At 49.4% G+C, this 14405-nt stretch carries 16 protein-coding genes and 1 riboswitch; all 16 genes read right to left on the reverse strand.

Translation table 11 applies throughout. The annotated features are described in order from the left end of the window. Window positions 1-10: 10 nt before the first annotated feature. Window positions 11-1525 (reverse strand): F0F1 ATP synthase subunit alpha, encoded by a 1515-nt coding sequence (gene atpA / locus CHH60_RS15330; protein WP_095291229.1) that lies wholly within the window; start codon window positions 1523-1525, stop codon window positions 11-13. Between the two features lie 16 nt (window positions 1526-1541). Further along, window positions 1542-2090, reverse strand: coding sequence for a F0F1 ATP synthase subunit delta (locus CHH60_RS15335; protein WP_095291227.1), 549 nt, complete (start codon window positions 2088-2090; stop codon window positions 1542-1544). After that, a complete protein-coding gene (atpF, locus tag CHH60_RS15340; RefSeq protein WP_095291225.1) occupies window positions 2087-2575 on the reverse strand; it encodes a F0F1 ATP synthase subunit B in 489 nt (162 codons plus the stop codon). Before atpF ends, CHH60_RS15335 begins: the two co-directional genes overlap by 4 nt. A 114-nt stretch (window positions 2576-2689) precedes the next feature. Further along, window positions 2690-2914, reverse strand: a complete 225-nt coding sequence (gene atpE, locus CHH60_RS15345; protein ID WP_017691934.1) for a F0F1 ATP synthase subunit C — start codon at window positions 2912-2914, stop codon at window positions 2690-2692. A gap of 79 nt (window positions 2915-2993) precedes the next feature. Beyond that, window positions 2994-3812: a F0F1 ATP synthase subunit A gene (atpB, locus tag CHH60_RS15350; protein ID WP_095291222.1), complete on the reverse strand. Its 819-nt coding sequence runs from the start codon at window positions 3810-3812 to the stop codon at window positions 2994-2996. 45 nt (window positions 3813-3857) lie between these two features. After that, entirely contained in the window at window positions 3858-4235 is a 378-nt protein-coding gene (locus tag CHH60_RS15355; protein ID WP_095291219.1) for an ATP synthase subunit I, read from the reverse strand. Then, entirely contained in the window at window positions 4228-4482 is a 255-nt protein-coding gene (locus tag CHH60_RS15360; RefSeq protein WP_024632723.1) for an AtpZ/AtpI family protein, read from the reverse strand. The genes CHH60_RS15355 and CHH60_RS15360 overlap by 8 nt, the downstream gene beginning before the upstream one ends. 187 nt (window positions 4483-4669) lie before the next feature. Next, the gene (wecB, locus tag CHH60_RS15365; protein WP_095359964.1) at window positions 4670-5827 is read right to left on the reverse strand and encodes a non-hydrolyzing UDP-N-acetylglucosamine 2-epimerase; all 1158 of its coding nucleotides are present in this window, start codon (window positions 5825-5827) and stop codon (window positions 4670-4672) included. 38 nt (window positions 5828-5865) lie between these two features. Beyond that, window positions 5866-6495, reverse strand: a complete 630-nt coding sequence (gene upp, locus CHH60_RS15370) for a uracil phosphoribosyltransferase (protein WP_053782842.1) — start codon at window positions 6493-6495, stop codon at window positions 5866-5868. A gap of 230 nt (window positions 6496-6725) precedes the next feature. Then, window positions 6726-7973 carry a serine hydroxymethyltransferase gene (gene glyA / locus CHH60_RS15375; RefSeq protein WP_095359965.1) on the reverse strand — a complete coding sequence of 416 codons (1248 nt, stop codon included), beginning with the start codon at window positions 7971-7973 and terminating at the stop codon, window positions 6726-6728. Between the two features lie 230 nt (window positions 7974-8203). Then, window positions 8204-8797: a TIGR01440 family protein gene (locus CHH60_RS15380; RefSeq protein ID WP_095359966.1), complete on the reverse strand. Its 594-nt coding sequence runs from the start codon at window positions 8795-8797 to the stop codon at window positions 8204-8206. A 142-nt stretch (window positions 8798-8939) separates the two neighbouring features. Then, window positions 8940-9021: riboswitch (ZMP/ZTP riboswitch) on the reverse strand. 137 nt (window positions 9022-9158) lie between these two features. Next, window positions 9159-9731 carry a low molecular weight protein arginine phosphatase gene (locus CHH60_RS15385; RefSeq protein WP_095359967.1) on the reverse strand — a complete coding sequence of 191 codons (573 nt, stop codon included), beginning with the start codon at window positions 9729-9731 and terminating at the stop codon, window positions 9159-9161. Between the two features lie 123 nt (window positions 9732-9854). Further along, window positions 9855-10415 carry a manganese efflux pump MntP gene (locus tag CHH60_RS15390; RefSeq protein WP_095291207.1) on the reverse strand — a complete coding sequence of 187 codons (561 nt, stop codon included), beginning with the start codon at window positions 10413-10415 and terminating at the stop codon, window positions 9855-9857. A 215-nt stretch (window positions 10416-10630) separates the two neighbouring features. Further along, on the reverse strand, window positions 10631-11854 hold the full coding sequence (locus tag CHH60_RS15395; protein ID WP_095359968.1) for an L-threonylcarbamoyladenylate synthase: 1224 nt from the start codon (window positions 11852-11854) through the stop codon (window positions 10631-10633). 236 nt (window positions 11855-12090) lie between these two features. Further along, window positions 12091-12753 carry a stage II sporulation protein R gene (gene spoIIR, locus CHH60_RS15400; RefSeq protein WP_095359969.1) on the reverse strand — a complete coding sequence of 221 codons (663 nt, stop codon included), beginning with the start codon at window positions 12751-12753 and terminating at the stop codon, window positions 12091-12093. Between the two features lie 240 nt (window positions 12754-12993). Further along, window positions 12994-14214 (reverse strand): FtsW/RodA/SpoVE family cell cycle protein, encoded by a 1221-nt coding sequence (locus CHH60_RS15405; RefSeq protein WP_095359970.1) that lies wholly within the window; start codon window positions 14212-14214, stop codon window positions 12994-12996. Window positions 14215-14405 lie beyond the last annotated feature (191 nt).

Raw genomic sequence — 14405 nt, forward strand, 5'->3', positions numbered from 1 at the left:
AATCATCTATTTAGACAGAGACAGCGAAGCTCTTTCTGAACTTCTCGATTGCACCTTTCAGTGCATTTTCATTGTCTGCAGTCAATTCTTTTGTATCACGGATGGATCCGAGAATTTCCGGATGGTTGCTCTCCATGAACGCGAGGAATTCGTGTTCAAAGCGAGTCACATCACCTGTAGGGATTTCATCCAGGAATCCTTTAACAGCTGTATACAAGCTTACAACCTGTTGTTCAACAGGCAGAGGCTGGTTTACACCCTGCTTCAGGATTTCCATCATGCGAGCACCACGATTCAGGCGGGCCTGAGTGGCTTTATCCAGATCGGAACCGAACTGGGAGAACGCTTGAAGCTCACGATATTGAGCGAGGTCCAGACGCAGGGAACCTGCAACCTTTTTCATCGCTTTGATCTGAGCAGAACCACCGACACGGGATACGGAGATACCTACGTTGATCGCCGGGCGTTGTCCAGCATTGAACAAGTCGGCTTCCAGGAAGATCTGTCCGTCCGTGATGGAGATTACGTTCGTCGGGATGTAAGCAGATACGTCGGAAGCCTGTGTTTCAATAAACGGAAGTGCGGTTAAAGAACCACCACCAAGTTCATCATTCAGCTTCGCAGCACGCTCCAGCAAACGGGAGTGCAAGTAGAAGACGTCACCCGGATAAGCCTCACGGCCTGGAGGACGACGGAGCAGCAAGGAAAGCTCACGGTAAGCAGAAGCTTGTTTAGTCAAGTCATCATAGATAACCAGAACGTGCTCGCCTTTGTACATGAAGTACTCACCCATCGAACAACCGGAATACGGTGCGATGTACAAGAGTGGTGATGGATCGGAAGCAGCTGCAGTTACAACGATCGTGTACTCCATTGCGCCTTTACGACGAAGAGTTTCCACAACTTGTGCAACTGTAGATTGTTTCTGACCAATAGCCACATAGATACACTTCATGCCGCTGCCTTTTTGGTTCAGGATCGCATCGATTGCGATCGACGTTTTACCTGTTTGACGGTCACCGATGATCAACTCACGTTGTCCGCGACCGATTGGTACCATGGCATCAATCGCTTTGATACCTGTTTGCATCGGCTCATGAACGGATTTACGATCCATTACGCCCGGTGCCTTACCTTCAACCGGACGGAATTCCGTTGTCGCGATTGGCCCTTTGCCATCGACAGGAATACCGAGCGGGTTCACAACACGTCCAATCAATGCTTCGCCTACAGGCACTTGCATGATTTGGCCAGTACGCTTCACTTGGTCGCCTTCACGAATATCATAGTAAGGTCCCAGGATAACGACACCGACATTGCTTTCTTCCACGTTCATGGCGAGTCCCATTACACCGCTTGGGAATTCAACCAACTCGTTGGACATGACGTTCTCAAGTCCGTATACACGAGCAATACCATCACCAACCTCGATAACCGTCCCGACTTCGACTACATCGATATCGGTCTTGTATTGTTCGATTTGGCTCTTAATTAATGTACTGATTTCTTCTGGTTTGATACTCAAGTGTCCTCACCCCAATCTACTGTACTCGTCTGTTAAAAGACTGCTCAAGACGTTCGAGCTTGCCAGCCAAGCTGCCGTCATAGATCGTATCGCCAATGGCGACTTTCAATCCGCCCAGCAGAGTCGAATCGACAATGTTCTCGATACGGATCTTTTTATTCACACGGCCTCCGAATTCACGGGCTACCGCTTCTTTTTCTTCATCATTCAATGCATAAGTCGAGTAAACGCGAGCATCGGCAATGCCGAGCGAGTCGCCCTCGATCTTCAGATAATCACTCAAAAGAGCTTCCAGCAGTTCAACGCGACCACGCTCAATCAGGAGCAGAACCGTGCGCAGGACAGGTTCGGACACTTTGCCTTCAAGGCTCGCATGAAGCACGTTCCGTTTGGCTTCATCAGAGATGTTCGGAGATACGATGAACTTGATGATCTCGGCATCCCCGGTCAATCCGCTGACAACCGCACGCAGTTCCTGTTCAACTTCAAGCACCTGCTGCTGCTGGAGAGCGACTTCGAACAATGCTTTCGCATAACGCTTGGCAACAATCGTATCGCGGCTCATTGTCGGCCCCCTACCTCATTGAGGTATTGGTTCACAAGCTCTTCTTGTGCTGGACCGTTCTCAACTTCTTTTTTGATCAATTTGGAAGCAATCTGAACGGAAGCTGTACCCAGTTCGCTGCGAAGCGCTGCAACCGCTTTGTTCTTCTCGCTTTCAATTTCACGTACCGCATCGTCTTTCAGACGATTAGCTTCAGCTTTTGCGTCAGCCAGAATTGACTCAGCCTGTTTGCCGCCCGTTTGTTTGGACTGTTCAATGATGTCGTGAGCTTCCTTGCGCGCTTGCTCCAGAGCTTGTTTTTGTTCCTCCACATAGGCAATGGCCTGTTCCCGAGTCTGAGCAGCCTCATTCATCTGCGTCAGCACGAGTTCGCGACGTTTTTCCATGATGGAGAACAAAGGACCGAAAGCATAACGGCTAAGCAGCCAATATAAAATTGCAAATGCGATAATCGCAAGAAGCGTATTTTCCCATACGAAACTCAATCTGTTCACTCCTTCCTGGAGGTATCCTTGAAACGTTCATCCGCATGAACGGACATTACCTAAAAAGAAGGCGCGGATGGCTATGGCCTTCCCCGCCAAACCTTATCAATTTAATTAAGCCATACCGTAGAACATGAACGCGAGTACCACACCGATGATCGGCAATACCTCGATCAGACCTACCCCGATAAACATTGTTGTTTGAAGAGTGGATTTTGCTTCTGGTTGACGCGCGATTCCTTCTACTGTCTTGCTGATTACCATACCGTTACCGATACCTGCGCCAAACGCGCCCAGTCCTGCAACAATTGCTGCTGCGATTAATGCCATTGCTCCCATTTGTATATCCTCCTTAAAATTATAAATCGAATTTTTTTATTGTTCAGCCTGGTGAAGAAATCTTCGTCGGGCTTGGAACTTAATGTTCGTCGTGCGTCTCGATGCTCTGTGAAATGTACACCATCATCAAGATTACAAAAACAAATGCCTGGATCGCGCCGATAAAGATACTAAAGCCTTGCCACACCATCAGCAACGGAATGGCAGCAATTGCGCCAAACACTTTGAATGTCGTCAGTTTCAGGATCGTTGTGATCAGTACCTCACCCGCGAAGATATTCGCGAATAGACGCATACCGTGTGTCAACAGCTTGGATGCCGTCTCAATCAAGTTGATGGGCAAGAACAAGGCGAATGGCTGAAGGTAGTGCTTGAGATAACCTCTCGTGTTGCGGAACAATCCGAGTCCATGAGATACCATGAACGCAACAAGCGCCAGTCCCATGGTTACCGATAAATCAGCTGTAGGTGATTTCCACCATGCCAATTCAACGTGTGGGTGTGCTTCAGGGTCTTTGGCATGCGCTTCTTCAAACGCATCGACCGCTGTAACGATCGGCTGACCAAACACCTGCGCATGCTCTGCGCTGTCCACTGCGGTTACTGCCTGGAACGGAAGACCCAGCATGTTACCGACAAAGATGAACATGATCATGGAAAGAGCGAGAGAGATAAAGTGCTTCCCTTTCTTCATATCCATCGTACTGGAAATCAGATTGCGGACGAATTCGACTGCCCACTCCATAAAATTTTGCAGCTTGCCGGGGTTTTCAACGGACAACCTCCGTGTAGCCAGTACAGCAAAGATAAAAACGAGGGCACCTGTAACAACCAGCATCAACACAACCGATAGATCCAATCGAAATCCGCCAAGCATAATAATTGGAGCTTCATGCATATTTTTCTCACCCCTTTCTCGACTTGAAAGCTGCAGCACCTAACATCATTCTGCTCTGCGGGAATAGACGATCCCTATAATCAGTAAGGAAAATTGCGCAATGACCAGACCGCCTGCAACCGCGTATGTATTGAAGTACTGCGGAAAGCGCATCGATATGAATATACCGAGCACAGCGAGTGCCGCTCTTGTCAAAAATCCCAGGTTCACACGCTTCAAGTTACCTTCTGCCGCATCATCAGACATTTTCCTTACTTTGTAGCCCAGGTAAAATGCATTGATCCAGCTAATTCCTGTACCCAGGGCCAGTCCCAAAGCAATTGTCTCCACACGTGGCATAAAGGCCGCTGCGAGAAAACAAATCATAAGAAAGTACATGATGAAAACAGTCATCCATCTGCGGTATCTGGTTAGTTCACTCATCACTTTCCCCCATGAATTTTTTCGCGATAAAGTAGATGCTCACGCCGCCTGCGGCCAGAAAAAAGAGAACGCTTACGGCGATCCATATTCCGTTACCTCCAATGGTCTTGTCCAACCAGGAGCCAGCGTAATATCCGGCAACAGCGAGAATGGCAATCTCGATCCCAAAAGCTGTCACGAGTCCCATCGCTTTCCATACATTATCGTCATGGTTACGGGATGAATTTGGTTTGTTCGAATCGGCCATTTTCCACGCCACCCTTGCAATCCCAGTTAATTTTACTGAATGATGAGAGCCTTTGTCAATTGATTGATTTTAGCGTTTTAAAGGGTAAAACGACGGGTTTACAGGCCCCCGGGAGCCCATAAACCCGCGTAAACCGTACAGTTTAACTGTATGCTGTACCCTTTATGATTCAGTCAGAAAAAACGAATTATTTTTTGAATTTTCTGTGAAATGATTCCGGACGCTCACTATTTACGCCAAAATGGTGCAAAATCGCATTGACAATTCTTTCCGATGCATGTCCATCACCGTATGGATTGGCAGCTTGACTCATGCTTGCATACAGCGTTTCATCCGTAAGCAGAGCTTTGGTCCGTTCATAAACACGTTCCTCATCCGTACCCACCAGTTCCAACGTTCCGGCCTCGATGCCTTCCGGGCGCTCCGTTGTATCCCGCAGAACCAGCACGGGTACACCAAACGAAGGCGCTTCTTCCTGCAAACCGCCTGAATCGGTCAAAATCAAGTGAGTATGCGGATAAAAGTTATGCAAATCCACCACGTCTAGTGGATCAATTAATTGAATACGGGGGTGATTCCCCAAAATCGCGTGAGCCGGCTCCTTCACAGCAGGACTTGGATGCACCGGGTACACGATGGCAATATCTTCGAACTCGTCGGCAATCCGTTTGACGGCCTGGAAAATGTTGCGGTGAGGCTCGCCTTGGGATTCACGGCGGTGAGCTGTCATCAGCACAAGACGTTTGCCCTGTGCCCATTCAAGTACCGGATGTGTGTAATCCTGCCGTACTGTATATTGAAACACATCTGTTACCGTGTTGCCTGTGACATAGGTACTAGACTCCGGTTTATTTTCTTTGGCAAGGTTGGAGAAAGACCAATCTGTCGGTGCAAAATGCAAGTCTGCAAGTACACCGGTCAACTGGCGGTTCATTTCCTCCGGATACGGAGACAGCTTATTCCATGTACGAAGACCTGCTTCAACATGGCCCACCTGGATCTGCTGCAGGAACGCTGCGTAGCTGGCTACAAACGTAGTCAGCGTATCCCCGTGAACAAGCACGATGTCGGGTTTTGCTTCGCGCAGTACAGGCTCCAGGCCACCAAGCACACGAATCGTAATTTCATTCAGCGTTTGGCGATCTTTCATCACGTCCAGATCATAGTCCGGTTGAATGTTAAACACTTCAAGAACCTGATCCAGCATTTGACGATGTTGTGCGGTCACACAGACGATGGATTCGATAGATTCGGGATGTTTCTGAAGTTCCAAAATAAGCGGAGCCATCTTGATGGCTTCCGGACGAACTCCGAATATCGTCATGACTTTAATTTTCTTGGACATTCAAACAAAGCCCCTTTTCTCTTCAGCATGCAGCATGCTTATTTAGTGCCGTACAGACGGTCTCCTGCATCTCCCAATCCGGGAACGATATAACCGTGATCGTCCAGACGATCGTCCAGAGCAGCCACATAGATGTCCACATCCGGATGCGCGTCCTGAACTGCTTTTACACCTTCAGGTGCTGCAACAAGGTTCATCATTTTGATTTGGGTGCAGCCGCGTTTTTTGAGCACGTCAATAGCAGCAATGGCAGAACCGCCAGTCGCCAGCATCGGGTCGATGACAATCAATTGACGCTCTGTAACGTCTGTAGGCAGTTTGGTGTAGTATTCTACCGGTTGCAATGTTTCCGGATCACGGAACAGACCAACATGTCCAACTTTTGCAGCTGGCAACAATTTCACAACGCCATCGAGCATTCCGAGTCCTGCACGCAGAATCGGCACCAGTCCGAGCATACGTCCGGAAATAACTTTGCCTTGTGTTTCAGCTACAGGAGTTTGTACATCAATAGTCTCCAGTTCAACATCTCTTGTAATCTCGTAAGCCATCAGTGTAGCCACTTCATCCACCAATTCGCGGAAATCTTTCGTATTCGTACGCATGTCGCGTATAAACGTCAGTTTGTGTTGAATCAAGGGGTGATCACATATTACTAATTTTCCCATCTAATTTGTCCCTCCGGTAAGTTCTTCATGTTCAGCATTTCCAATAATGCCTAATCATCATTCATAGGCCCGATAAATCCTGTATATTATATCATCACCTACACCGAATTACACCATCAAAGGACATGTAATCATTACAGAAAACCGAATACTATAAAAATAGGACCGGAAACTTGGCATGTTCCGGTCCTTTTCGCTCTAGTTGTACAATAATTCCATTCGTAGATGGACTAGTATTTCAGATCTGTGTATAGCGGGAATTGGTCTGTCAGAGCCGTTACTTCCGCGCGGGCCTCATCCAGTTTCGCTGTATCTTTAGGATTTTTCAATGTTTTGGCAATGATTTTACCAATAGCAACCATGGCTTCTTCGTTCATGCCGCGGGAAGTAGCTGCCGGAGTACCAATACGAATGCCGCTGGTTACAAACGGGCTGGTCGGATCAAATGGAATTGCATTTTTGTTCACGGTAATACCGATGGAATCGAGCACATGCTCAGCTTCCTTACCTGTGATGTTCACGCTGCGCGTGTCGATCAGCATCAAGTGGTTGTCTGTACCACCGGATACAATATTCAGCCCTTCGGCAATCAGTGTTTCAGCCAAAACCTGAGCGTTCTTCACTACGTTTTGTGCATAAGTTTTGAACGAAGGCTGCAGGGCCTCACCCAGTGCTACCGCTTTGGAAGCAATAACGTGCATCAAAGGTCCACCTTGGGAACCAGGGAATACCGCTTTATCAATTGCAGCTGCCCAGGATTTGCGGCACAGGATCATACCGCCACGAGGTCCGCGCAGCGTTTTGTGTGTTGTCGTTGTTACGAAATGGGCATGTGGAACCGGGCTCGGATGCAATCCAGCAGCAACCAGTCCTGCAATGTGGGCCATGTCCACCATGAACAATGCGCCTACATCATTGGCGATAGAAGCCATTTTTTCGAAATCAATGGTACGCGGGTATGCACTTGCGCCTGCTACAATCAGACGAGGACGGTGCTTGAACGCTGCTTTGCGCACTTCATCATAATCGATCAAGAATGTATCTTCCTGTACGCCATAGGCCACGAAGTTGTAGAGCAAACCAGATGCATTCACCGGGCTGCCGTGAGTCAGGTGTCCACCATGGGCAAGATTCATACCCAGTACCGTGTCACCAGGTTTCAATGCGGCAAGGTAAACTGCCATATTTGCTTGTGCACCGGAGTGAGGCTGTACGTTTACGTGCTCAGCTCCAAACAGTTCCTTTGCACGGTCACGTGCGATATCTTCCACGACATCCACGTGCTCGCAGCCACCATAATAACGTTTGCCCGGGTATCCTTCAGCGTACTTGTTTGTCAGTACAGATCCAAGTGCCTCAATTACCGCTTCACTTACGATGTTCTCGGATGCAATCAGCTCAATGTTGTTCTGTTGGCGTTTCAGTTCCAAATTCATCGCTTCAAGTACTGCAGGGTCATTCTTACGCAATTGTTCCATGTTTAAATTCCTCCCAGTATATTAGTGAAGTTATAAAGCGAAACTGAAAGGTTACACTCCTTACTCCGATTGCAGAACCATCTTCCGATCGCTGTTATCCCCGGATTTTTTTGAATGCCCTTTAAAGGGGGAAATCCGGTGATAAATGCGACCACTGCGTTTCTCCAGATTGGTTTTGCACTCTCCGTTTTCGTGTAAACATCATTTTCACTTTATAGTAGGTTGAAGATTTAGTCGCAAAATGTCGAATCTGGTTGCTCTTCCATCTGATACACCGCACGTTCGCCGCCAATCAGCTTCGGACGGGTCAAGGCTGTCGTCACACGGGCTTCCCCGATGTAGCGAAGCGTTGTACGGAAGGGGACCGCCACATGCCGCAAGTGCATGCCAATCATCGTTTCCCCGATATCCACTCCTGCATGAGCCTGCACATGTTCAGCCAGACAAGGATCACTCAGCGAACGATATGCTGCGGATGCCATGGAACCACCTGCCTTGGGAACCGGTACGGCGCCCACTTCAGTCAAACCCAGACGTGTGAGCAGTGAACGTTCCATCACCAATGCGCGATTCAAGTGTTCACAGCACTGAAACACAGGATCAAAGCCGAATTCCTGCTGCACCTCGCGAATCCCTGCAAGAAGCTGCTGTGCTACATCAACGGCACCACTCGTACCAATCTTTTGGCCTGCAACCTCGCTTGTGCTTGTACCGATCACAACGATCTGTCCAGGTCCAAGCTTTCCGGCAAGTGCCAGTTCACGCAGAATGGTTACGGTCTGTTCCTGCAATCCGGGTTGATCCGAATCTAACTCAATAGTCATCCTATCGCCTCCCGATAAAATCATGCCTGACTCCCACACGGCTGCCCGCTCTTGTATGCATGCACGGCATTTCAGGTACTATTATAGCGAATAATCAGATGAAAGACGAAAAAAAGAGCAGTCTGCGGGTATCGCAGAATTGCTCTTTTGCCCAGGCGACCGGCCGTTTGTTCCGGTGCTCCATTGTGGTTGTGCCCACTTCGTCGCCAGTTACACCGGATCCCTGTTTTCCCCTTCATCATAAAACAACCCACGCTTAAAATCAACGGGTAATTTACATTACATGTCCGTTTTTGCATAACAATTTAATTTGAAAATTCAATCTTCACTGCCTAATTACTATGACCTGCACAATCCCGGTTTATCCCAACTTGTCCAGGAGACGATCCAGCGCAGTTCTGATCTCCGCAGCGGCGATATTGTAATCATCACGACTGCCGCCAAACGGGTCAGATATATCAAAGCTTGGAATACGCTGCCGGATCTCGATCACGCGCTCACGCTCTGATGCCAGAATCTCCTGACCGAGTGCACGCTTCAACTCCAGTGTGGCGAACAGGCTGTCCAGTTCCTGAAGATCATTCAGAACCTGATTATCATTCTCTACATACTCTTTCAGCGTGTACGTCTTGTGTACCGAATCCGGAAAAACCTGCATGACATGCTGTTTATGGCTTCGCGTTAACGTAAGGACCAAATCTGCCCAGCCGATCAGGCTCGCGTTAAGCTGTGTGGAATGACCAGGCCCTTCCGCCTGGTGATCTCTTAATACAGCTTCGGCATGACGGGAAATCGGCATTCCCGATGTTGCCGCCACACCCGCAGAACGAACCTCAACCTGAATGCCCCGTTCCGCTGCCAGCATGCGCAAAAGCCCCTCCGCCATGGGGCTGCGGCACGTATTCCCTGTACACACAAACAAAATATGTTTCATTGTGATAGCCTCCCCATTTCGCAAATGTTGTCGAATGATGCAATATTTTAATTTTAAATGATGAAAATTTAAAGAGTATCGTTATGACTGCACAATAGCTGCAGCTGCTCCGCTCTATGACTATTAAAAAATAAACAGCAGTCCAAACGCAAGCAGGATGGCCCCACCAATCGCTTCACCATAATCGCCAAGGTTTTGGCTCACTCGTCGTCCCAGCAGCAGACCCATGACGGACATGATTCCACCACATGCACCAAAGGCAAGTACGGTCAGTACCAGATCACTGCTAAACATGCCGAGGGACACCCCAACGGAAAACGAATCCACACTCACACTAAGTGAAAATAAAATCACACCGAGCATAGAGCGATGGTCCACCAGCTTGGTGTCACCTTCACGAAAAGCATTCAGAATCATGTGACCCCCAAGCAGAACCAGCAATCCGCCTGCAGCATACGTCGTAATATCTCCCAAGAGAGAGCTGACGTATTTTCCCGTGTACATGCCGATCAGCGGCATGATGACATGAAACAAAGCCGTAACCAAGCTGATTCGCAGCACATCACGTAAACGAATGCCTTTCATGCCAATCCCAATACCCAGCGAGAAGGCATCTAGCCCAAGGGCGACGGCCATAATCAAAATGGTTACCAACTGCCCCAGATGGGCAGACACATCCCACATTCCCATACCCCCAAGTCACGTAAAGGTTCTTGTACACGATATGCGGACAAGGACACAAACATGACGGGAGAACGAGAATGAATAGTCGGCAGAGACGCAGGCAGGCGTGTCAAAAGAGGATTGGTCTAATCGGCAGGCCGTGAGGTGGTTGTGCTTGCTGCCACGGCCTGCCGATTAGGTGGACCGGAGAGACATCGTCAGCTCCGGTCATGGTGTTACTGGTCCCCAACCTGTATAAGTTGGTGCCCAGCAGCTTTGAGCAGCCGATTCATGACGGCTGCTCCCAGCCCTTCGCGTGAGCAGGCTTCAGCCACAATGTATGTGGCGCCCTGCTCATCGCAGCTGCGCAGCGCGGCGTACAGCCGGCGCGCTGCTTCTTCAAGCTCGCTGGCATCGCCCAGCGAGAATACGGCATCGGCGCGGTACTGCTCCGCGTGCTCGGCGAACGCCAGCACCGCGGTGCGCTCTCCGCGCTGCGCCGCCTCCGCGAGGGCGGCGCTGATCCAGGCCGCCACAGCTGGGGGCGGCCCCTCTACCACGCACAGCGCCCCTGTGGGCGCATAGTGCGTGTACTTCATGCCCGGCGAGCGCGGCGCCGGGCTGCCTTCGCCTTCGGACCCCTCAGCGAGAATCGCCGGGTCCGTGGCGACACGGGCGGCAACGGCGGACAACTGTTCCGCCGTAATGCCGCCAGGGCGCAGGATGGTGACGGTACCGTCGTCACCGACCTGCACTACCGTGGACTCGACGCCCACACCCGTGGGGCCGCCGTCCACAATGCCGCCGATGCGGCCAGCCAGATCCTCGCTTACATGTGAAGCGAGCGTTGGGCTCGGCCGCCCGGAGCGGTTAGCGCTTGGCGCAGCCACCGGACACGCGGCCGCTGCGAGCAGCTGCAGAGCAACCGGGTGATCCGGCATGCGAACACCCACCGTGTCCAAGCCAGCCGTAACCCGCGGGGATACGGCACCTGGCTTAACGGGCAGCACAATCGTGAGCGGACCTGGCCAAAAGGCTTTGATCAGCGCTTCTGCTGCCTCATTCACTTCCGTAACCAGTGAATCCAGCTGATCGCGATGTGCAATATGCACAATGAGCGGATTGTCTGACGGACGGCCTTTGGCTTCAAATATAGCCTCTACCGCAACTGTACTGCGCGCATCCGCGCCCAAACCGTATACCGTCTCTGTCGGAAACGCAATGGTCTGGCCTTGACGAATGCAGGCAGCGGCAGCCTGCAAGTCAGCGAGTGCCTGCTCATAGGCGCTCTTTTTTTTCTCATCAGATCCCTGTCCCTCAGGTTCACCCATAACCAAATTACCCACAACATGCGGCTGTTTCTCACTCATCAATGCTCTGACATCCCACACCGAGGTAAGCAATCCTTCTGGGTTTCCCGAATCTTTGTTTCCTGTGTATTGGTCTTGTTCTCTACTCATATATCCATCATCCCTAAACTTCAATAGGTTAGTACCGCGGGGCCTTGACCTTGACGGTAGCTGTCTTGCTTTCATTTCGAATACCTATAATTATAGCATATCTCTTCAACCTAAGAACGGGCTCAGGATCTCTCTTATAAACCCCATCCGTTAAGCATGACAGCCATTCATTGAAAAATGGGGCAAAAGGGCAGCTTCCTGTATCGAAGTCGCCCTTCCCTATCATTCTCACGATATTACGCAAACAACCCAGCTGCCCAATCCCATAGTTTAACCGCCAGATCCACCAGGAAAAAACGCGCTTCCGGTGTTGCTCCCTGGACAGATGCTTCAGCATCTCCAGGCTCAGCAGCAGCCGCTGCAGATACTGTAGACGGATTCGCCAGCGCATCCCCTGTGCTTGCATCAATGAAGCATAATGGCGGAAACAGCACACACCACCAGTTCTGACCCTTTCCTTCTCCCAGTGTTATACGCACCGCCTCATAATCACCTGCGGGATATACCGTGCCCCCATATAGTTTGGTAGGGAACGGAACGACACCAAGCTCCACTTGAAATGGATAGTCCAGTCCACGGCTGGCCAGCTCTTCTCCCACCCGATCTTCAATTTCAGACAAATGCTCACGAACGACATGGCGTGCTTCATCCAGACTTTGCGGATTATCCAGCTCTGTAACCCACTCACTCATCTGGGCGACCACAGCATCCCGAATCTCGCGTTTCACCAGTTGATCCCCTGGCGCATCCGAATTCGCAAGAATCCGCAAACGGATGGATTGCTCCGGAATCGCTGTAGCGGCTACAGCTGCATCCGTCTTCTGACCTTCCCACATCATAATAATCATCATAAGACAAACGATAATAAGTCCAATTTGTTTCACTGTTTTTCTACTCATCCCGTTCTCCCCCTCGGCTCCCGTGATCATGTTCCCTGCAACTCTCTCATGTCTATCAGTATGCCCGGAAGAGACAGAAGTAAACCTAGCAATAATCATAAATCTAGCAAATTCATTCTCTCATTTTAACGTGGTTGAGCCGGATTAAGAAAAGGCCGACCACATCTGTTACAGATGCGCATCAGCCATGCTTAAGAGACCTATCGAACCTAACTGTTAATGCAAAACCGTATTCGATGATTACAACGCGCTCTTTTCTTTTCTCAGCAAATGCAATAACCGGTCTGGCAAACCGGGCTTTTGCTCTCCAAGCAGCAGGTCATCTTCCTCTTCATCTCCATATAATTTAATGCTCATGACCAATCCGATACAAGCCATATTAATGAGTAAAGAAGTCCCGCCATAACTGATGAACGGAAGGGTAATACCTGTTAGTGGCATCAGTCCGAGAAACGCACCTATGTTTTCAAACACTTGGTATAAGAGCATGCCAATAATGCCTACAATAATGACCGGTCCCGCCCGATCCTTGCATTCCATACCGATCAGAACCATTCGGTGAATCAGAATGAAGTACAGCAGTAACAGCACCGACGCTCCCACAAAACCGAATTCCTCAGCGATAACGACAAAGATGGAATCCGAATAGGTATACGGCACGCGTCCACTTTGGACGGAAGTTCCCTGCAAATACCCTTTGCCGACAATGCCCCCTGAGCCTATAGCCAAGCCGGCATTTTTGGTGTGCCATGTCGCCTTGGATGTGGCCTTTTCCGGTACGAGCCAGGGATCTATCCGTTCCGCCCAGTGTTCACGGCCTACCTTCTCGAGAAAGGTAAAGATTTCATCATGATATGTCGTGTAGGCTTTGACGAAACCAAAGAAAGTTACCGCTACAATAACAAGGCCGATGATTGCATGTTTTAGCTTGATATTACCGATCCACAATACCGCGGCCAAGATGACGACGTAACCGAGCGCGTTGCCCAAATCATTCTGAATCATGACGAGTGCAAACGGAACGAACGCCCAACATCCGATGGGAATGATATCTCTCCAGAACCCGAGCGTGTTTCGCTGGCGCTTCACAAGCAAATGTGCGAGAAATAGAATCAGGATCATCTTGAACAACTCCGCAGGTTGAAACGAAAGATTATCCCCAAGCTTGATCCAGCCATTAGCATTATTAATAGGTCCGCCCACAAAGTTGACGAGAACAAGCAGAACGATTCCTAAGGCATACAGATAAAAAGCATAATTCACATATAGTTTGTAATTTACTAGTCCGATGCCCACTACTGCGACAAATCCGATGATATAAAACAACAAGGTTTTGATATGATGCTTGGCCAAAGTGGCATCCGTCTGTGTACCACTATAAATGGCAAACACACTTGCGATCATCAGCAAAAACAATACAAAAAGAATAACACCGTCCATCTTTTTCAGCATTCTCAACATAACTGTAATCGTCCTCCCGGATAGCCATATGCATTTTCCAAATTGACTTATTATTTCCATTGTATAAAATAGAGAGATAAATTGGAAATTTTAATCAATGCGTGGAGGATCGATTTCAACTTACATAACCATTAGAGAAAATCTAGCAAAAGAAAAACCCTTGAAGCACCAAATCCAAATGGCTTGGATTG

Origin of the sequence: Paenibacillus sp. 7523-1, from assembly GCF_002276415.1 — a bacterium.
GTDB classification, from domain to species: domain Bacteria; phylum Bacillota; class Bacilli; order Paenibacillales; family Paenibacillaceae; genus Paenibacillus; species Paenibacillus illinoisensis_A.